The organism is Thermotoga profunda AZM34c06 (assembly GCF_000828675.1).
Classification (GTDB): domain Bacteria; phylum Thermotogota; class Thermotogae; order Thermotogales; family DSM-5069; genus Pseudothermotoga_B; species Pseudothermotoga_B profunda.
Genome location: NZ_AP014510.1, coordinates 729,681 through 750,928 on the forward strand (window position 1 = coordinate 729,681; position 21,248 = coordinate 750,928).

17 protein-coding genes are annotated in these 21,248 nt (G+C 38.6%); 3 read left to right on the forward strand and 14 right to left on the reverse strand.

Going from position 1 to position 21,248, the window contains the following annotated elements; translation table 11 throughout:
• Window positions 1–10: 10 nt before the first annotated feature.
• From TSP02S_RS03505 to TSP02S_RS03535, 7 genes are all read right to left on the reverse strand, one after another.
• On the reverse strand, window positions 11–2,479 hold the full coding sequence (locus tag TSP02S_RS03505; protein ID WP_041081915.1) for an ABC transporter permease subunit: 2,469 nt from the start codon (window positions 2,477–2,479) through the stop codon (window positions 11–13).
• A complete protein-coding gene (locus tag TSP02S_RS03510) occupies window positions 2,476–4,212 on the reverse strand; it encodes a DUF4896 domain-containing protein (RefSeq protein WP_041081917.1) in 1,737 nt (578 codons plus the stop codon). The genes TSP02S_RS03505 and TSP02S_RS03510 overlap by 4 nt, the downstream gene beginning before the upstream one ends.
• 50 nt (window positions 4,213–4,262) lie before the next feature.
• Window positions 4,263–5,438, reverse strand: coding sequence for a maltose/maltodextrin ABC transporter substrate-binding protein MalE (gene malE / locus TSP02S_RS03515; RefSeq protein ID WP_041081919.1), 1,176 nt, complete (start codon window positions 5,436–5,438; stop codon window positions 4,263–4,265).
• A 101-nt stretch (window positions 5,439–5,539) separates the two neighbouring features.
• The gene (locus TSP02S_RS03520) at window positions 5,540–8,581 is read right to left on the reverse strand and encodes an efflux RND transporter permease subunit (RefSeq protein WP_041081921.1); all 3,042 of its coding nucleotides are present in this window, start codon (window positions 8,579–8,581) and stop codon (window positions 5,540–5,542) included.
• Window positions 8,582–8,602: 21 nt separating this feature from the next.
• On the reverse strand, window positions 8,603–9,277 hold the full coding sequence (cuyB, locus tag TSP02S_RS03525; protein WP_041081923.1) for a cysteate racemase: 675 nt from the start codon (window positions 9,275–9,277) through the stop codon (window positions 8,603–8,605).
• A gap of 21 nt (window positions 9,278–9,298) precedes the next feature.
• Window positions 9,299–10,531, reverse strand: a complete 1,233-nt coding sequence (locus TSP02S_RS03530) for a PhoPQ-activated protein PqaA family protein (protein WP_041081925.1) — start codon at window positions 10,529–10,531, stop codon at window positions 9,299–9,301.
• A 47-nt stretch (window positions 10,532–10,578) separates the two neighbouring features.
• Window positions 10,579–11,493, reverse strand: a complete 915-nt coding sequence (locus TSP02S_RS03535; protein ID WP_041081927.1) for a hypothetical protein — start codon at window positions 11,491–11,493, stop codon at window positions 10,579–10,581.
• A 58-nt stretch (window positions 11,494–11,551) separates the two neighbouring features.
• Here TSP02S_RS03535 and TSP02S_RS03540 point away from each other — a divergent pair, with 58 nt between their 5' ends.
• From TSP02S_RS03540 to TSP02S_RS03550, 3 genes are all read left to right on the forward strand, one after another.
• Window positions 11,552–12,556 carry a polysaccharide deacetylase family protein gene (locus TSP02S_RS03540; RefSeq protein ID WP_232503757.1) on the forward strand — a complete coding sequence of 335 codons (1,005 nt, stop codon included), beginning with the start codon at window positions 11,552–11,554 and terminating at the stop codon, window positions 12,554–12,556.
• A 32-nt stretch (window positions 12,557–12,588) separates the two neighbouring features.
• On the forward strand, window positions 12,589–13,434 hold the full coding sequence (locus TSP02S_RS03545) for a glucosaminidase domain-containing protein (RefSeq protein ID WP_052465471.1): 846 nt from the start codon (window positions 12,589–12,591) through the stop codon (window positions 13,432–13,434).
• Window positions 13,435–13,518: 84 nt separating this feature from the next.
• On the forward strand, window positions 13,519–13,947 hold the full coding sequence (locus tag TSP02S_RS03550) for a type II secretion system protein (protein ID WP_041081929.1): 429 nt from the start codon (window positions 13,519–13,521) through the stop codon (window positions 13,945–13,947).
• A 43-nt stretch (window positions 13,948–13,990) separates the two neighbouring features.
• On the opposite strand, the gene argH is transcribed toward TSP02S_RS03550, so the two are convergent.
• The 7 genes from argH to panD all read right to left on the reverse strand — a co-directional run bounded on the left by argH (window position 13,991) and on the right by panD (window position 21,190).
• On the reverse strand, window positions 13,991–15,427 hold the full coding sequence (gene argH / locus TSP02S_RS03555; protein ID WP_052465298.1) for an argininosuccinate lyase: 1,437 nt from the start codon (window positions 15,425–15,427) through the stop codon (window positions 13,991–13,993).
• Window positions 15,424–16,308 carry an amidohydrolase family protein gene (locus tag TSP02S_RS03560; RefSeq protein ID WP_041081931.1) on the reverse strand — a complete coding sequence of 295 codons (885 nt, stop codon included), beginning with the start codon at window positions 16,306–16,308 and terminating at the stop codon, window positions 15,424–15,426. Before TSP02S_RS03560 ends, argH begins: the two co-directional genes overlap by 4 nt.
• The gene (locus TSP02S_RS03565) at window positions 16,305–17,126 is read right to left on the reverse strand and encodes a carbohydrate ABC transporter permease (protein ID WP_041081932.1); all 822 of its coding nucleotides are present in this window, start codon (window positions 17,124–17,126) and stop codon (window positions 16,305–16,307) included. Before TSP02S_RS03565 ends, TSP02S_RS03560 begins: the two co-directional genes overlap by 4 nt.
• Window positions 17,127–17,135: 9 nt before the next feature.
• Window positions 17,136–18,023, reverse strand: a complete 888-nt coding sequence (locus tag TSP02S_RS03570) for a carbohydrate ABC transporter permease (RefSeq protein WP_041081934.1) — start codon at window positions 18,021–18,023, stop codon at window positions 17,136–17,138.
• A 42-nt stretch (window positions 18,024–18,065) separates the two neighbouring features.
• Entirely contained in the window at window positions 18,066–19,310 is a 1,245-nt protein-coding gene (locus TSP02S_RS03575; RefSeq protein ID WP_041081935.1) for an extracellular solute-binding protein, read from the reverse strand.
• Window positions 19,311–19,322: 12 nt separating this feature from the next.
• A complete protein-coding gene (locus tag TSP02S_RS03580; RefSeq protein WP_041081937.1) occupies window positions 19,323–20,450 on the reverse strand; it encodes an ROK family transcriptional regulator in 1,128 nt (375 codons plus the stop codon).
• Window positions 20,451–20,821: 371 nt separating this feature from the next.
• Entirely contained in the window at window positions 20,822–21,190 is a 369-nt protein-coding gene (panD, locus tag TSP02S_RS03585) for an aspartate 1-decarboxylase (protein WP_041081939.1), read from the reverse strand.
• Between the last annotated feature and the right edge of the window lie 58 nt (window positions 21,191–21,248).

Here is a 21,248-nt window from a genome sequence, read left to right on the forward strand (position 1 = left end):
AATGCCCCTTTCATTCTTTCACTGCACCTCTTGTTAAGCCGCTGACCAAATACCTTTGTAGAGACAAGAATAGTATTACCATTGGTAACATGCCCAGCAAGGCCGCAGCAGTAAACAGCCCCCATTCTGTTTCATAAGGACCGACTGCAAATGCTTGAAGTCCAAGTGCATAGGTGTAATTCTGAACATTTTGGAGAATGATCCTTGCCACTACATATTCATTAAACGTACCTATGAAAACTAACAGGAAAACAACTGTTAGAATGGGTCTTGCCAAAGGTAAAACTATTTTGTAGAAACTCTGGAATCTTGTTGCACCATCGACTATCGCCGCTTCTTCCAAGGAGCTTGGAATTAGATCATAGAATCCCTTTATCAAATACATGTTGTAGGCTATATTTGTCAAGTAGGCAAAGATCAGACCACCAGGTGTATCCACTCCCAAAAACGTAATGTACCTGCCCAAAAAGTTCAAAAGGTTGTAAATCGCAACCATGAAAATGACACCGGGAAACATCTGAATCAGCAAAAAGCTCATTATCCCATACTTTCTTCCAGTAAACCTCATTCTACTGAATGGATATGCCGCCGTTGCACAGACACCTGTTGTTATAAGAGCAACGATTAAGGAGATGACCACAGAGTTTAAAACCCATCTCAAAAAATAGTGTTTTGTCTTCTGTTTCCATATTTGATCTATTCTGTAGAATTCTTTATCTATTCTCCTAAAACTATCTTTCAGGTTAGAGAAGGGTGTGATATTCATCAAAACTCCGGCTTTTCTCATCACAACGGCAAGATCGGCTCTCACTTTGCTCACGAACTCAGATCTCACTATATCATCGAGCTTGCTGAGATGTTCAGATGTCACAAAAACACCTGAATACGAGACAGATAAAAGATTTCGCCAGGTTTTTTCAAAATCATCTAAAAGGTCTCTTGTTGCTTTTAAAACTTCTTCAAGGTTCTTCGATGTATTTTCAAATCTGGTTGAAAATGTTCTGTATTCTTCTATCCATTTCAGATCATCAATAGTTTTTCGAAGTTTTGCAGAAATTTCGTCCTTTCTTTGGTATGAATTCATGAAATTTCTCAACCATGTCATGAGAGAAGAATATTTCAAAAGATCTGTCTTACCAAAGGATGTGATAGCCTTGACACTTGTAATTCTGTTATTTAGTTCATAAGAAAACAGTTTTAACTGACCGATTCTTCTCGCATCCAGTATCTGGTTTTCCAAGGTATTGACTTTCTCCTGAACTGCGAGTTTTTGACGTTCTAATGAATCTATTTGTGCTTTAATCTGTGTTAATTCTTGATTGGCATTGTGCAGAGTGATCGCTTTGTCTTCTATATCAGACAATGTCATTTCAACTTCATTCAAGATCTTCTCCAATTTTGGCTGGATCTCTCTATAACTTTTTATGAAATCCAAATATGCTATCTTTACCCTGTCAAGATCGTCAATATCTGTGAAGTTTTTCATAATATCTTTTATTTTCTGTATAGGTATTTTCAAATCTGCATAATCACTCAGAATATTCAGTTTTTGTTCGATCCTTCCAAGTTGTTCCATTGATATTGGGATGCTTTGCAAAACAGATGAGTCATCCAACGGCAAATTGGTTTTCATCGCACTGTCTTTGATATCATCCTTCAGATTCTTCAGATTTTGTAAAGAGTCAGATATGGTATTTAATTCTGGTAATAGATCATTTTTCAAAATCAAATCTGTTTTCATGACTTGATCTTGTATGGGAGAAATCTGTTTTCTAAGTTCCTCAGAAGTTTTATTCAGATGATTTAGCTTTGATGAAATTTCATTCAGCTTTTGTAGATAATCTCCTATGTAAAGATCATAGGCTTGCTTGAGTTTTTCAAGTGCACTGTCGTAATCCTGTACACTGTTCACAGAGAAACCAACGTGTGTTTCGAGATCTTCTTTGAAAATCTTGAAAATCGTTGAATCAAAGCGCTCTTTTGAAAGATATTCGTATAGCACAATTTCATATTGATCTTTGTTTTGTGGTCCATTTTTGAGCTCATTTAGAGACACTTTTTTCAGTTCTTCGAGATTCTTCAAGACAAGTTCTTTGGTTGTTTCGCTATTTTTCTTTAGAAAATCATCGATTTCTTGGTAAGTTTCTTTGGTTACTTTGTGTTTCGATATTGTTTGCTGGAGATATTGTTCCAATCTTTTCAAGGACTCCTCGGTCTTTTTTTGTGCTCGCTCAAAAGTCAGTTGATCAAAGGGTTTTGCTCGTGAAATGATGTTTTGCAATTCTTGAACGAGAACAGGCATATTTCTCTCTGGTAGAACAAGGTCTATGTAATTCTGCAATGTCAATCGACTGGAAAAAAGTTCACTCGAAAACGCCGCCTCATCTCTTCTGAAAGACGTTGTTATTACCCACACGGTGGGAAACAAGATTACGATAATCAAAAAGATCAAAATAGCATGAAGCACAACTTTACTCATCTTCCCACCTCTTCAAAGGCACCCGAAAATTTGAAATTGAGGAAGCTTATTCCACCAACTAAGAAAAAGATCATAATGGAAATCGCACTGGCAAAACCAAAGTCTTGTCCTCTACCGGCTTCAAAGGCAAGTTTGTATACATATGAAATGAGTATATCTGTGTAACCCGTTGGAGTTGTCGAGCCTGGAATAGGTGGACCTCCCGCGGTGATCAAATAGATGATCGTGAAGTTGTTAAAACTGAAAGCAAAACTACTCACAAGCAAGGGTGCAATTACAGCCATTATGAATGGAAGTGTGATGGCAGTGAATCTCTTGAATTTACCCGCGCCGTCTATCATTGCGACTTCGTAAAGTTCTGGTGGTATTCCCTGTAATGCCCCTAAGGATATAGTCATCATGTAAGGGAAGGTGAGCCATATATTCACAAGTAGAACACCAACTCTTGCCCAGAAGGCGTCGTTCATCCATCTGACTGGATTGAGTCCAAAGAGTGGCAACAAAAATTTGTTTATCAATCCATAGCTTTCATTCAAAAGACCGTTTCTCCACACAAGTGCTGATATGAAAACCGGTATAGCCCATGGAATTATGAGCAACGTTCGATAAATATTTCTTGCTTTCAAGCTCTTGTCATTTAGAACTAATGCAAAAGGTAACCCGACTGCGAGAGACAAAACAACACTCAAAAGCGCCCATATGAAAGTCCACACGAATATCTGCAAGAAAGGACCAGAAACCTTTGGATCCTTAACGATTCTTAGAAAATTCTTTGAACCAACATAATCTATGAACCCCAATAGAAAGATTTCTTCACCTTCATCGTTTTTATCGTAAAACGCACCATCTTTTTCCATCACTTTTTTCCCGGTTTTGTTGTTATAAATTGCCATTCTCATTTCAATCTTTCCGTTCTCAAAATTTTCATCGTACCCCAGTCGATAGAGTCTTTCAATCCTAACAAATTGCCACTCCCCCTCAGATGTTACCCTGAGGGCATATTTCTTGCCTTCAAGATCAACAAAATCTGCTTTGTAAAGATATTGTTGAGCTATTTTGCTCTTAAAGTACGGTGAATTTATTTGAAGGAACTGATCTTTTGGAGAGTAGAATGCCTTATAAGTTTTATTTCCAGCGGTTATTATTTTCACGTCTTCTAACTGACCTGTCCATGGAACAAGTGAGTAAATTTGACTATTTATCTGAATCTGCTCTCCATTTACTGGATACAGAGCGGATTCGCTCAGGAGTACCTCTCTACCTTTTCTTCTTGTTGGTACTGGTCTTTCACCCAAATACAATTTGCCATTTAGATCGAAAAAAACGATGAAGTCTTCCGTCGGTGTTATACCATCATAAACCACAAAGATTTTGTAATCATTACTGCGCTCTTCTTCAATTGTATAAGTGTAATTTGGATCATAAAGGAGCCTTTCTATCGCCTCTTGTCGTGGCATATAGTGTCCTGTGCCATAATTGGTGAATGCTACTTTCACAGTGAAGTAAATCGGGTACAAAACCAGGATGAACAACAACGTCAGAGCGGGTGCGATGTATCTGTATGGGTAGGCACGTGGATTGAAAATGAAAAAATCTATGAGAAACAACAATGCAAAGAAGACTATCCCCATTTCGTAATATGAATTCTGAATTAGAAAACTTGCCCCCCAGAAGAAAAATACGTTCAAAAGTAGGAACAAAGACCACAGAAAAATTTTTAATAAGTACTTCACAAGTTCTTCCTCCCAAAAGATAAAGCCCGGCATGATGTGCCGGGCATGATTCATTGTGTTTGTGCCTTGATTCTTTCAACCGCTGTCTTGAGTGCTTCTTCGGTGGTTGCTTTTCCGTTGATGACAAGGTTTAGTGCATCGTTCATAGCACCCCAGACTGCCGCCATCTGTGGAATATTAGGCATCGGTACTCCATTTGCTGCACTTTGAGTGAAGGCAACGACATCTGGATTGTCTCTCACAAGTTCCAGTACATCTTTTCTCGCCGGTAATCTCGGATCTCCAAGATACAATTTGTACATAGTGTCTGTTCTTGCAATGAAATTGGTCAAGAATTCTTTGGCAAGTAGTTTGTTGGGTGATTTTGCATTCACCATGAATCCCTGAACTCCAACGAATGGTTTTGCAACAAGATTCGCATCGATATTTGGAATAACTGCCACACCATAATCGATGCCGGCGTCTTTATATGCCTTGACAGCCCATGGACCGTTGATTATCATTCCTGCCTTTCCCTCTCTGAACATGGAGTCCATTATCTGGTAATTGTCACTTGGATCAAGTACTTTCTCGTCAACGAATCTCTTAATGATGTTGACCCCTCTTATAGCCCCTTCATTTGCAAGCCCAATGTCCTTTGGGTCTAACCCTTTTGCTGTTTCTTTGAAGACATATCCACCTGCTCCAAGGATGAATGGTACTGCGTAATAAAATTCCGCCGTGGAAGTGATGAAGCCTCGCACTTCTTTACCAAATTCTTGGTCGATTTGCTTTGCGATTTGGATCATTTCATCGACCGTCTTGGGCGGGTTCGGTACGAAATCTTTGTTATAAATGAGTGCAATTGCTTCAAGTGCATAAGGTAATCCGTACAACTTTCCACCATAAGAAAATGCACTGAGCCCCGTTTCGTAGAACTGATTGAGTTCTGGGAAGCTCGGAATGGGGTCGATCAATCCATTGACCACCAACTCGCCAACCCAATCGTGGGCACCGACGATGATATCTGCCCCCTGACCTTCTGGAGCCGCAGTGAGAAACTTGGGTTTAATGTCTGAAAAATTCACATACTGTACTTCGACAACTACACCGTACTTTGCCTTGAATTCCTCGGCGAGTTTCTGCAAAATATCCACCTGTTTTTCAGAGCACCAGATAACCAGTTTTGACTGTGCAAAGATGAAAATGCTGCTGAAGAGTAAAATAAATAAAAAGAACTTCTTCATGACCTGTCACCTCCCCAACATAAAAGTTATCACAAATATCTTCATCAGTCAAAAAGGGATAACCCTTCGCACTGCCCACCGCTCATCAAAATCAATGAAATTCACTTTTCTGCTTGAAATTGCTGATCTTTTCTCCGCTTTTCGTGCTTTACTACAACAAAGATTTCCACAAGGGCAGGCACAGCAAATAGTGCAAAAAGCGTTGTTATACCAAGACCAAAGATTATAGTCCATGCTATTGGCGATTCGAGTTCTGAACCTTCACCCGCGCTCAAGGCAACTGGTAATAAAGCGATCACAGTTGTCAGTGTCGTCATGAGTATAGGTCTCAATCTCAGAGCCGCAGATTCGACTATCGTTTGGCGCAAAGGTCTTTCTCTATCCAATCTTTGTTGAATGAAAGCTATCATGACTATCGCGTTGTTCACAACAACTCCTACAAGTGTTAATGTACCAACCAAGACGGGTAGATTCAAGACATAGCCAAAGATCATCATAACTAATGCGAGTGCTATTACTACCACTGGAACAGTTGTGAAAATTATAAATGGTATCGTGAGTGATTCGAACTGAGCACTTAGAAGCATATAAACAAGTAGTGCGGCTACAATGATGATCGTTCTAAATTCTCTCAACAAAACATCTAAGGATGTTTTCTGACCACCGAGAGAGTAATTCACTCCGCTTGTGTCTAATTTGTCAATCACTTTCTGAACAAGGTTTGTCAGTTGTGAAACTGTGTAAGGTGATTTGACAATATCCACATAAACAACTCTTTGACCATTTTTATGCGAGATTGAGCCGAGTGTTGTTTTTTTACCGATCTGACTAACTGCATTCAATGGTAATTCCTGCCCTCTCATGTTTTTGAAAAGAATCTGCTGAATATCATCCACTTTTTCCATTTCTCCTAACTTTATATAGATAGGGAGTATTCCATAATCTGTATTCAGAGTACCGAATTGTTTTCCAACTGTATAATATTGAAGATCCATAAACAATTGACCAGGTACTAAGCCGGAAAAGATCGATTTAGACCTTTCGATATTGACCAAAATTGTTTCAACAGTGGCTTCACCCCTGATAGCAACTTCACCTATTTTTTCGCGTACGAGTTCTTCTTTCAAATTTTTTGCTGTGTCCATTAATTTGTCTATATCTTTGCTTGTCAATTCAACAGTTAAAGGATACCCAAAGATTTCCGAGAGAAAGTCTGTCTGGCCAATTTGGATCTCTGCATCTTCTATTTTCAGAGCAGAGATCTCTCGTAATAGATTTTCTTTATTTTTGATGTACTGTGTCCTCTTACCCGTAAACCAGATATTTATAATGGCTTTGTCTTCACTTGCACTGCCTATTATCTGTGAAAATTCGCTGGTGATACCTATATCAGAATAGACGGCTTGGATCTTGTATTTGTTTTTTCTATCGAGAATGAAATCTTCTATTTGCTTTGCAATCTTTGCTGTTTTTTCGTAACCCGCTTGCTCTTTGGCTTTGACCGTTATCGTCAAGGTATTAGTGGCAAAATCTGGAATGAAGCTCCTTGGTCTGTTCAATAGATAGAAAGCTGAAAATACTACAGCAGCTATTGTGGCTATAAAAACCGATAACTTTTTATCCAAGACTTTATCGAGAGTCTTTTTGTAATGTTCCTTAAAATACTCGAAAAATGATATCTTTTTACTTTTTATCCATCTTGAACCCGCCGGAACGAGTACTCCAGCCACAAGAAGAGATGCGCCAAGAGACAATGAGAGCGTTGCGGCAAAATATTTGAACATAGTTGCGGCAAAACTCTCAGTGAAAAGCAACGGAACAAAAACTATGACCGTTGTAGCAGTAGAGGCAAAGATAGCTCCAAAAACTTCTTTGGTACCCCTTGATGCTGCTTCGTCGTATACCAAACCATCTGATCTATGCCTGTATATATTTTCAAAAACGACAATTGCGTTGTCAACCAACATGCCAACGGCCATCGTTAACCCACCGAGTGTTAGAAGATCGATGTTTATCCTGAACAAATACATCAAGACAATAGCAATTATGAGTGATATGGGAATGCTCAGTGAAACAATCATCATGCTTTTTACATCCAATACGAATATCATGACAACTATCGCAGCTCCGATCAATCCGAGTATAAGGTTTTTCAATAGATTGCTGATAGCCTTCTCGGTGTACAGAGATTGATCTACCAATGTGGAATATGATACCTTTAGTTCATCGAGGAGTTTTTTCACTTGTCTGACGCTGTTTACAGTATTTGCCCCAGCTCTCTTTCTAATTGAAATGACACTTGACTTTTCACCATCAACCCTTACCAATCCCCTTACTTGTTCATCCACAACTTGTATATCTGCGATTTGTCCTAATCTCACCGGTACAAGGAGTCTTGGCATCTGTCCGCTCATTGCCATCTGATATGAAAGTCCACGAAAACCGACTATCGCATTCTTCAGATCGTTGATATCTTTAAATCTCCCATCAACTGTGACAGTATAGACACTTCCCTTTTCGTCCTTGAGTTGTCCCATCGGATAGACAAAATTGCCAGCCAGAAAGGTATCGAGCAACGTGAGATCTAACCCAAGATCTCTTGCTTTTTGTTGATCTATCGTTACCTTTACTATCTTCTTCGGTTCTCCTAAATTTTCCACCCCTGATACATCTGGTAGACGTTTGATCTTGTCAATGAATGAATTGGGATCTTCAGTCGTTGCAAAAACAAAAACGGGAAGTATCGATGGATCAAATTCAACGACGGTCGGCTTGACCTGTTCTGGCAGTTCTGTTTGAGCAATATTGAGATATCTTTCAAGCCTTGAAGAAGCAGTGAGTACATCAACACCCCATTCGTACTCCACGAGAATCAAAGAAAGACCTGGTTGGGAGATGGATGTAAAATTCTTCACACCGGGTACCGTCGCAATGACTTTTTCAATTGGTATTGTTACGAGTTGTTCTATTTCTTCAGTTCCCATACCCATGTAGGTTGCAAAAACTGCGGCATATGGATATTCAAGCTGAGGTAATAGTTCCATGTGCAATTTTCTAAGCGCGATGATTCCGATCACTGAAATAGCCAAAAGGAGCATCAATATGGCGATAGGTCTTCTTGCAGATTCTTTGGCGATATTCACTTTTCCACCTCCCGGCTACAGCTATTTCAATTTCCCACCACACAATTCTATGACTATCTCTGCCCAGACCATGTTTAGGTCTATTACGTTGAATCTCTGACTCTTCGCAACTACCGGAAGTTCTGTACAACCCAAAAGAACGCTACCACCAAGAGATGGTTCTACATTTTCATACCAAATTTTCTCGGCTTTGGAAAGCTCTCCTGCTTTTACGGAATAGATTATTTGCATCAGATGATCCTGTATCTTTGAATTTGGGATGTGTAAGATCATTCCGACTTTTTGTGCTGCTTTTTGATAAACACCGCTTTTTATTAGTCCTTTTGTTCCTGTTAACCAAGCTTCACCGATTCCTTTTTTTCTGAGTCTTTCCACGGCGAGTTCTGGTAGACTGAGTACTGGTATGTTGCTTTGCTCTTGCACTTTCTCAAGGAAGGCATGTGCTGTATTACAAATGAAAACAGCAAAATCCGCACCAGCCATTTCAAGCCTTTTTACAGAGTCAACGAGATACGGTGTTGGATCCTCTCCACCATGAAGTAGTGCCGTTGTTCTATCGGGTACCGCCGTGTTGAAATCAACTACCATCCTGATGTGATCTTGGTCTTTTTCTGCCTTTGTGCGTTCAACGACTTTTTGTAGAAAATCTACTGTTGAAAGTGATCCCATACCACCTACAATCCCAGCTACTTTCATTTTCCCACCTCTTTTTATTTATTATTTATAAACCGCTGGTGTACAAAAACTTATCTTGTTTCCTTCGATCTCAAAAACCACCTCTGCATAATAAGCGACATGTCTTGATTGCGGTGGTTCAACATGAATTGAGTATATACCTTTCTCTGGTAGAACTGGTAATCTTATCCAGAGTGAACCCCTAAAATCTGTTTTGTCTGAAACAGCTCTGTTGACGTATACTTCTTTGATCTGAGGACAATCTTTGATGGTTATCTCATCTTTCTGTATTGAGAATTCAAAATTAGGCAATTTATCTGTTATTACAAGTTTAAGAAAAATCGATGCGTTATCAACAACGTATGGAATATTTTTAATACCATGCTTGTTGTTTGGAACATAGAGAATGTAACTCTTTCCAGGTAGATCAAAAAAATAAAGGTTGGCTGAATATATAGTCCAGTATTCGTCGTTTGTGGCGTTGATTATATACTTAGGCATAGTGAGCCTGTCTCTATAGGTATAAGGATCGACCATCCTAAGGAGATCTTGACCTTCTTGCGTGTGTATCATTTCAGGTAGACCTCGTTTTACATAAGGTGAAATGCTCTCACTGTAATTTTCATACATCTTCAGTTGTTGTTCGAATTGTTTTGGAAAATTCAGGTTGTCAAAGACTATAGGCGCTATGGCAAAAACACGGCTGTCAACCACTGCTGTAAGCCAAGTAGTCCAACCTCTTTTTGATGCACCAGTTACAAAAAACCGTTTCACATTAAACAATTGTTCGATCACATCCATTGCTCCCACAGCCGATGTAGTCATTGGAAACAAAAGTGGCAAAGTAGGGTCCTTTGTCTTGGTGTAATGTAAAAATGTATGTGCTATCAGATCGTCTTCTCTCAAATTGTAAATGGGCTGATTTGGTATATCTCCAAGGACTGCAAAAACACAGGAAAACTTTTCTGCAATCCAGAGATAATCTTCGACATCTTTTGATTTTGTGGGATCGAAATCTCCTGTAATGAACAAGACTGCTACATCACTGAATGTAATCTGACTTGGCTGGACGATCAAAAGATCATGAACCCAACGTATATCTTGCCAAGTTTGGCTTTCGAATATAACGTGAGTTATCTTCATTCCAGTATCTGTTATCTTTTCGGAATAGATTTCGTATTTAACATCTTTGTGATTGATCACGTAATTTTCCAACTCTTGAGAAAAAGATATGATCGCAATTGCTACAAGAAAAAACACAAAAGTTTTTTTCATATCAACACCTCCCTCGTATAAATTATCACACAAGGGAGGGGTAGGTTTTACTTTTGCTTGAAAGAAAAAACAACACACACAGCAGGTAAGATGAACTGATCAAAGTCCTCCAATTTTGCCATATATGTCAGAGTAAAAGCATCATTGCCCAAAAGAACGTGTGATTGTAAACATTTATAGAAAGTACCTTTTGAAGAAAATTGAAAGATTCTCCAATAGAATTCTTCCCCTTGAACCAGATTTTTGCCATTCGAGAATTCTTTGTAATCAGAAAGATTGATGAGTGAATTTTTCTCGACTGATTTTGCATATTCTTGAGTGTCCATTTTCTTTGTCAGTTCCTCACGAACTATTTGAATATACCCTGCTTTGTTATCCTGAACGGCTATGAACGAGCCTATCTCACCTTGGATTGGTTTTATAACTTCAAAAGGTTCGATCAAATTCACCGAATACCTGAATTCCTCGTTCAAATATTCCTGTTTGATCGAGGCAGTTTTGACACTACTCATCGACAGCAATGCAGGAACAAGGTATTTGTGAAAATCCTCTTGCGTTGAATAATAAGTCATGACATAACCTCTTTGAAACTTGATAAAAATAATCTGAAAGGCTTCTGATTTTGTACCAGAAATATTGAGTGAGAATCTTCTATAGAAAATCTGTAGATCATCGATTTTGGTTAACCCTGCGGCTGTTTCCTCTGCTCCAACGAGTTGTATCCCTATCAATTTTGAAAAAGTCACCAAGTCCGTTGATTGAGTAAGATTGACGGATAATACTTGCAATACAGAATTACTCGTCAGGACTCTGAATGATCCTATTTCATTTGGATTTGTTGGTTTAACCATGATAAAGGGATCATAGACAGTTAAAGCAAGATCGCCATTTGGAGAAAAATAAAGTGTTTGGCTAAACAAAGAAAGAGAGAAAATAGTTATTAACATTACTAAAAGCCTCATCCAATCACCATCCTTAGATCATTATACACAATACCACAAATAGTGTATAATAATCACTATGAAAATGTCTATAAAAAAGATCGTGCTGATTTTGTTGGTGATTGTGTCTATTTCTGTACAGGCAAAGGTGATAATCTTTCTATATCATCGCTTTGATGATGCTCGATATCCATCGACAAGTACATGGACAGGCGAGCTTGAAAATCACATTCGCATTGTTAAAGAACTCGGTCTTGAGATTTGGACAGTGAAAGACCTTGAGAATTATATCTATGGAAAAAGGAAGATGACAAAAGATGCCGTTGTTTTCACAATAGACGATGGTTATCGTTCGGTCTACGATAGCGCATATGAGATTTTCAAAAAACACAACGTTCCTTTTTGTGTCTTTCTTCAAGTTGGTGCTGTAGGATATCCAGATTATCTAACCTGGGAAATGATCAATGAAATGATCAAGAACGGTGTGGAATTTGCAAACCATTCTTTTAGTCACTCAGATTTTCCTTCACTGTTGTCTAAGATGAATAAGGAACAAATGCTCGAGTATTTCAGATCAGATCTCCAAAAGGCTCAGCGAGTCTTCAAAGAGAAAACAGGTAAAACTACGAATTATTATGCGTACCCTTATGGGCATTATATTCCAGAAATGATCGATGTATTGAAACAAGAAGGTTTTACACTCGGTTTTACCCAAAATCCTGGCCCTTATGATCTGAGCTATGGGATCTTTGAAATACCAAGAGAACCACTGCTTGAAGATTGGGCAAGCGAAAAACACCTGAAGTATATCTTGAACAGGGAACCTCTTGTGACAGAAAGTTTGTCATTCGTGTTACAAAATGGTATACTAACAGTAAAAGCAAAGATAACAGTTCCAAAGGAGGTGAAGTACGCGACCCTGTACGTGTCCGAAAAAGGCATAATTAAAAGTCATCTCAAAGATAGTGAAATCTTTGGTGAGACTGCACTGACAAAAATGTACAACAGAGTCATGATCAGTGCTAATGACGGTAAAAAAGAATATCTAAGATACCATCTAATCTTTAACGCACAGGGTGAGTGAGTCTATAAACAGAGGTGATCAAGTTGAAAAAGATGATAATGATTCTCGCACTCACTGTTCTTTTTGTGACTGTTCCGAAATTCACCTTTGAGTTGGTGAGTTATTTTGAAAACTTCGAGACAGAAGAAGATCAGGTTGTTGAGCTTGGATTTGATAGTTACAAAGATCTTTTGGAGTTTTTCGAAAAGATAGGATATGACCTTGGTAAAAAAGAAGTTCCAGCGGTTATCTTGAAGAACTTACCAAAAGACATGAACCAGATAAAAGACGTCCAGTTGAAAAAAGATTTATTTGTCAAGATAATGTTGCCGATAATATTGAAGGTGAACGAGGAGATCAAACAAGAAAGAGAAAAAATCATGAAATTGACAAATGACAGTCAGGAACTCCAACATTATCTGGCAAAGTATAAAGCAAAGACAAAACAAGAACTCCTTGAGAAAGTCGATGTGATACCAGTAGAGATCGCTTTAGCTCAAGCGGCAATAGAATCGGCATGGGGAACTTCAAGGTTTGCGATCGAAGCGAATAATATTTTCGGAGAATGGACCTTCAGTCCAGGAAATGGAGTTGTACCAAGAGAACGCCCCGATGATGAAGTATACGAAGTCAGAAGGTTTCGAGATTTATTGAGTTCGATGAGAAGTTATGCTTACAATCTGAATGTATCACCGTTTTACAAAGAGTTCAGAGCCATCAGAGCCGGTAAGATCAAAAAACCTATCGAGGAAGGTTTGTTGTACTATTCTCAAAGGCGTGAAAAATATATTCAAGAAATTAAAATTATCATGACCAACAATAAATTCACAGAACTCAAAGAACACAAGGCTTATCCAATCCAGATTGCTTTGATATCAGGAATGAGTTTGATAAAATAACGTAACTCAAGTGGAACAAACTGTTGATCTTTGAAAATTATAGTATAGTATAATGTTCTTGAAAATTGAAAAGGAGGGATTTTTATAAGGAAAGGTTTCACATTGATCGAATTGTTGATCGTCTTGGCAGTTATGGCCGCCTTGATGGCTATTGCAACTCCTATCGCACTTAATGCAGTTGCTCGAGCAAATGTAATGAGAGTAGCAAGTAATATGAGAAACATCAAAAGCGCCATTGAAAGTTACGTAAGTATTGAAAGGCCATCCGATACATCAGGGCTCGATCTCGATATAGACGACTTAGTAGATTCAGGTTATCTGTCCGCAAACCCAGGTAACGAATACGAGATGAAGGTAGATAACGCCAATTGGGCTACAAAAGGTGAAGTCATTGTGACGATTTCTTACACAGGAAATGATGTTGATACGACTAAACTCCAAGAAGCTTATCCAGATGTCAAAATCGTTAATAATACACCCACAATTACCCTTACTCTTAGAAAATGGTGGTAAGATCTGTTGAAAGACAATACCCAGCAGGGATTGCCTGCTGGGTTTATTTTTCTATGGAGTAAAAATCACTCTCGAGTCTTTCTAAGGATTTTGTCATTTCCTGGTTCATCATTTCCACTTTTTTCTTCAGTGTTTTGGTGATTTTTTCAATCTTTTTAATCATCTCAAGTGCTGGTTTTTTCCCTGGTCCTCCGGCTATTTTTCTGACCTTGACGAAATGTTCTGGTGATAATATTTTCTCAACCTGTTTTTGGTTTAAGGTGAGTTTCATGCCACATATTTTTTCAAAACTTTGATTCAAGGCATCGTATCTCATATTAGATCTCACATACTCAGAGACAACTGTATGCGCTTGACGAAAGCTGATATTGAATCTCCTAACAAGTTCATCTGCCAACTCCGTTGTTGTTGCACCCGTTTTCAAGGAGAGTTCTTTCACCCTTGTTTGATCAACATCAACCTTTTGCACAGTCTCCTTGACCAAAGTTAGTGCTTCTTTTGCTGTTTTCATTCCTTCCAAGAATTTGAACAACACAAAATCCCCATTTTCATTGATATCTTGATATGGTGTATTAACAAAAGTTTTTTCAGTCATGTCAAAGATTCCATGTGCTATGTTCGCTCTTATCCTGATGTGTTCAAGTATCACGGGATTTCTTTTCTGTGGCATTATGCTACTTATTTGAACAACTTCATCTGGAAACTGAAAGATCCCAACTTCACAAGAAGATTTGTGGATAAATTCCTGGGTGAATCTTGTTAAATCGTTCATCAATATTCTCAGACAACTCGAAGGAAATGTGATCCAATGTGAAGTCGCAATGGCTCTGTAGGAGTTTTCCACAGGTTCTGAAAAACCTAAATATTCGCTTACCATATCTCTGTCTATGGGAAAACCCGTTGTAGTTATTGCACCTGAACCCATAGGACAGATGTTCACAATTTGTATTGATCTAATTAGATTCTCTAAAACATCAAGAAAATCGAATGCATAGGCAAGTAAATAATGTGTAAAACTCGATACCTGAGCCGGTTGACCATGGGTATAGAGCAAGATGAGAGTTTCAAGATTGTCTTTTGCTTTTTGAACAATTACATTTATCACATCGATCAATTGGTGTGCGAACTCCATCAATTCATCACGAATGCACATTCTAAAGATAGTCGTATCTATGTCATTTCTACTCCTTGCCGTATGAAGAAATCCTGCTTTTTCAATACCGACCACTTCCGATAACTTTTTTTCTATCAAAAACACCAGATCTTCTGTTTGTTCTGGGAGCTTTTCTTCTATCTTTTCAACTTCGATTTTTTTCAAAGTCTTTGCTATCTCAACACATATCTGTTGTGGTACTATCTTTGTTTTCTTTAACATCAACAAATGAGCCTTGTTCAATCGCATGTAGTATCTTACGAGTTTTTTCCAATTTTCAAAAGAACTGTCCAACACTATTTCTTTGTAGATCTCTGAAAATCTCATTTGATCAACCCCAATATTTCAGCGATGTTTTTATACAGGACACGATCGATTTCATCATCACTGTAACCAACATCAACCATAGCTCTCACTTGCTCATCCAAATATGCCTTACAAAAACCACGTGGAAACCAGCTCGAGTCAGTGCCAAAGATTATTCTCTCTGGACCAATCGTCTCTCTGTATTTTCTAAACAATGTTTCAAGATTGAGTTCATAAGGCATCCATCTCATCCACTGATTTGAACCACTCGTGTCGATGTAGACATTCGAACATGCCCAGCAAAGATTCAACGTCTCAAAGACATATCCACAACCAAAATGCGGCACGATGAACTTTATTTTCTTGAACTGTTTTGCAACATCGTGAATGATCAGAGGGTTTATATTCACATGATAAGCAATACCACCAGCGGCACCCATGATGCCAAAGTGTATCAACACCGGTATTTCATACGAATTTGCGACCTCCCAAATTGGATAAAGTGATTTGTCATTCAGTGGTATGTTTACCGCAGGTCCTAAGATTTTGTATCCCTTAAGACCGTTTTTGAGACATTCCTCAAGTTCTTGTGCAGCACCTTCTTTAGATGGATCGTGATGGGCATATCCTATGAATTTGTTTGGATGTTTAGAAATAAGCTTTAACATATTCTCGTTGCCATTCGCAGTTACAAAGACCACTTTGTCAATAGAGTAATCTAAAGTTTCTTTGTACCAGAGCCGAGAGAGTTCATCAAAATCGTCTATTTTTACTGGCTCTGGAAAGTTCCATGCCTTGAGCCATCTTTCTTTCTCTTTTTTTATCCATGGGTCTGCCACTGATTTTATAAGAGAACCAATTGGAAAATGAACATGAGAATCTATCAATCTCATTTTGATCATCCTTTCAATCCAGAGAGCATTATTCCCCTGATGATCTGTTTTTGAAATATCAGAAAAACAATTATCAATGGAATAGTTGAGATGGTCGCTCCAGTCATAATGAGTTCCCAGTGCATCAAGTTCTCACTCGAGAAATAAGCCAAACCTACGGGTAATGTGTACATCTTTGGTTTGGAAGAAACTATGAGTGGCCACAAAAATGCATTCCAATTTCCTATGAAATTCAAGATTGCCAATGATGCCAATGCAGGTTTGACAAGTGGTAGAGCTATCTTATAGAAAATTCCGAACTCAGAAACACCATCGATTCTCGCTGCATCTAAAAGGTCATCTGGTATCGTTTCCATGAACTGTCTCATCAAAAAGATTCCAAAGGCAGTTATCATGCCTGGAAACATGATACCCCAATATGTATCGATCCAACCCAACTTCGATGACATTATGTACCAAGGTATTATGAGCATTTCTGTTGGAATCATCAAAGTGCTTAGAATGAAGATAAAGATGATATTTCTCCCTGGAAAGCGATATTTGGCTATCGTGTAACCCACAAGAGAATCAAAAAACAAAACAGAAAAAGTGGTTGATAAAGCTACAAGTAGGCTATTTAAAAACCAATTCGGAAAGAGCGAAGAACCCATTATCTGTTTATAGTTATCCAATGTCGGATTTTTCGGAAACAAATATGGCCTGTATATTTCTCTGAAGGGTTTTAAAGACGATAAAACCATCCAGACAAAAGGAAAAATCATGACAACTATCAATGCCGTTAGAACAACGTAACTGACCACCTTGATAACCTTTTCTGATTTGGTCATCTTACCACCTCAGTATTGGATCTTTCTGTTTAAAACCTTTAGCTGTACCACAGTTATTCCAAGTATTATGAGAAAAAGTACAACAGTTGCGGCAGTGGCCATTCCCATATCAAATGATTTAAATGCCTTTTGATATATATAGAGAACCAACGGTTTGGTTGAATTTAAAGGACCTCCCGAACCTTGATCACTCATGTTGTATACTTGTGTGAATATCCTCAAAAACATTATTGTTTCCATCACCGACAAGAAGACAATTACCGGGTTTAGCAATGGAAGAGTTATTTTGAATAACAATTGCCTTCGGTTTGCACCATCAACCTTCGCGGCTTCCAGATATTCCTTGGGTATACTCTGAAGACCAGCAAGAAAAATGATCACACAATAACCAACTTCAATCCAAACAGTTGTTGTAACTATAGAAGGCAGAGCTTCAGTTGTACTCATCAAAAAATTTCTGACGGGTAGACCAAAGAAATTCAAAAAGTTGTTTATTATACCCGTCGGTGGTTTTTGATACATCCATCTCCAGACCCAACTTGTCGCAACAAGAGGTGTGATGTATGGCATGACATAGATCAATCTATAAAACCCCTGAAGCTTCGTGATATTGTTAAGTAAAAGTGCAAGTATTAACGAGAGAATTATCACACTCGGTACACCATACAGTACATATTTCAACGTGTTCAACAAAGAGATTCTAAAAACAGAGTCTTTAAAGATGTTCACATAATTCGACAGACCGACAAAGTGTTTAACCGGCGATATTATGTTCCAGTCAGTGAAACTGATGTAAAACGCAGATATCATGGGATAAAAACGTATAAATGCGAAAAAAGTAAGAGGCACTAAAAGAAACAAATACGCAGTTAAGATCTTCTTGTGTCTGAGCTTCATGTTTTCACCTCAAAGGGGCGCGACCAAAGTCGCGCCCATATTTCATCTACCAACTGATTTCCAGAACTTATCCAACACAGCTTGTTCAGTCTGAGCAGACTCCTTGAAAGCTTGTTCGGGAGAGATACCCTTTAGCCAAACTTTGTCTACAGCATCCATCATGACTTGTCTTTGTGCCGTTTCATCGACAAACATGGTTGCGTGTGCATACTCAAGGCCCTTCAAAAATGGTCCATAAATTGGATCGTTGTAGTATTTTTGTGCCACGGTTGGATTTGCTGGGAGCTCTCCAACCCTGTCAAGCCATATTTCCATCACTTTGTCGCTCGACAGGAATTTTATAAACTTTATGGCTGCATCTAATTTCTCTCCTGTTGCATTCTTGGTTATACCGTTCGCCCAGAAGGATGCAAAATTCGACTTGATGCCATTGTATTCAGGTAATTCAGCAACACCGAAATTGATACCAGCTTTTTTCAAAGATGCAATTCTGAATGACCCATCGATGTTCATCGCAGCTGCCTGAGATGTAAAAGCAGTGATGTCATCGTTCATAAAGCCAGGATAGCCAACTTTGTGAACGGTTATGAGATCTGTGTAGAATTTCAGCGCCGCAGGAACATTTTGATAGGTTACTTTTGTATAGTCATCGTTGTATGGTGCACCACCAAATTGCCTGGTCAGGACTTCCCTTATCCAGTGATGCCCTTGTCCAGATGGCTGTGTTGCCAATCCTGCTTGAACTATATTGCCTTGCTTGTCGTATTTTGTGAGTTTCTTTGCCATTTCAACAAGTTCCTGCAATGTCCTTGGAGGCTTTTCTGGGTCCAAACCAGCTTCTTTGAAAAGGTCTTTGTTCCAAAATAATGCCAAACTTCTCACAGCTATTGGCAGAGCATAACGTTCTCCCATGAATTCAACGCCTTTTGGAACAAAAGAAAAGAAATTCTTTGCGAAATACTCATCGGAAAATTCACTCTTTGGGAGAGGTTGTAGATAACCCGATGTGACATATTTTGGTATCCATCCATAATAGAGGTTCACCACATCGGGACCTGTTCCCGCAGGAACAGAAGCTGCAACCTTTTCGTTGAAGGTCTCGTAAGGGAAAGTCACGTGTTCAACTTCGATATCTGGGTAGAGTTTTTGAAATTCTTTGATCAGTTCATCGATTGCCTTAACTTTTGTCTCAAAATAATACTGCCAATAAACGATCTTCACTTTTGCGAAAACTGAAACAGAAACAATTAGCAAAACCGCCAAAAAAACCAGCAAATACCTCTTCACGATAACACCTCCTCATATGATGAAAGTACTTTTTTGTACCATGTATATAGCACCCAAACAAACTCCTAAATCCGCAAGAGAGGCTTTTGTAAAGAAAAGACCTTCGAGGATTTCTCTGGGCGTGACATTTTCGAGCACCGGTAAGATTCTCTTGATGATTCTTTCATATTGATTGTACCCTATCCCACCCCCAATCACGACAATGTCTGGGTTGAGAAGACAGACTGCATTCGAAATTGCCAAAGCAAGGTGTTCACAAGCTTCATCAAGGATCTTACTGAAGTTGAGATCTGAATCACTCAGCTCGAAAAAATCCTTCACGGTTATCTTAGAAAAATTTTTCTCCAAGATTTTTTCAAATGAATATCCCGAGAACCACCTTTCTAATCTGCCAAAAGGTAAATCATGGCTATCTTCTTTGGACCAATCGGTTATCATGTAACCAATTTCTCCTGCCATTCCGTTGCTGCCCTCGTAAAGGTTGCCATCGATGATCATCCCAGCACCAGTTCCCGTTCCAAGTGAAATCATCAGAACATTTTTATGTCCTTTTGCTGCTCCCTTCCACATCTCACCGAGCGCATTCAGAGTTACATCGTTTCCAACGAAAATTGGCATTCTGATCATTTTCTGAAGGTCTTCTTTTAATGGTAAATTTCTCAATTCGAAGGCAGGCATATAATTCACAAAACCATTCCTTGAATCCACAGTACCAGGGACACCTATACCTATTCCCAAGATTTTGTCGAAATCTAAATTCAGAGACTTGATAACATTACCTATCAAATTGTAGAAATCTTCTTTTGACCTGACAGTTTTTGAAGAAAAGGTTCTCTCAAGAGAGACATCGCCATTTAGATTAGTCACTACCACCTTTACCTTCGTACCACCTATATCTATACCGACTACTTGACGGTATTCTGGGTTAAAAGAAAGTAGGATTGGTTTTTTCCCACCTTTGGAAGAACTACTACCCTTGCGTATTTCCTTCACCACGTCGAGTTCAACGAGTTTCTGTACTGCTTCGGAAACCATTGGTTTGCTCATGCCAATCTCCAAAGCTATTTGTGCTCTTGAAACAAGTGGGTTTCTCCTGATAAATTCCAGTACTCTTGCTTCAGAGTTTCTGAACTGGTACAAATCTCTCTCTCTCCTTTCAAATTCTTGATGTCTGTTGAGAAGATATGAGACGAAAAATTTGGTGGATCTGAAAAACAAATAGTTAGTTAGGTAATATATCTTACTAACTTGAGCTTACTCGTCTTTACACTTCATGTCAAACTGCTATATTCCCAATCACCAAGAGACAGGTATGAATTTCTGTGGTTTAAAGGCATGATATATCAGGAAGGTGTGTTTTTCTTTCCTATGCTCTTTTTTTCTTGCCTTTTTCTGTTTTTTTGAATGCGTATTTTGTGTTGTTAACAAACAACAATGTAAGTCAATGCCATATTGGGGAAAAATCGGCAGCAAGTTTAGGAATTCTATTTTGTATTGATAAAATTCATTTTTCAACAACAGCTTGATTCTTTTTTCATTTGAGCGATGTGATTTTTTTCGTCCAGTATTGCTACCTTTGGTCCTTTGTATTCACCGTCAGCAAAAAGCCCAAAGCTCATTATTATGACTTTATCCCCTTTTTCCACAAGGCGCGCTGCAGCACCATTCAACGCAATAACTCCACTGTTTGGTTTTCCCTTTATCACATAAGTCTCAAATCTTTCTCCGTTGTTCACATCTGCCACGAGTACCTTCTCATTTTCCTTCAAATCAACGGCTTTCATAAGTTCTTCATCTATTTCAATACTTCCTTCATATGCCATGTTTTTATCTGTTACGGTAGCCATATGAAGTTTCGATTTGAGCATAAATCTCATCATATCAATCCCTCCTAAAAAATTATAACAGCCTTCAGGCTTATGATCAAAGGCTTATAGA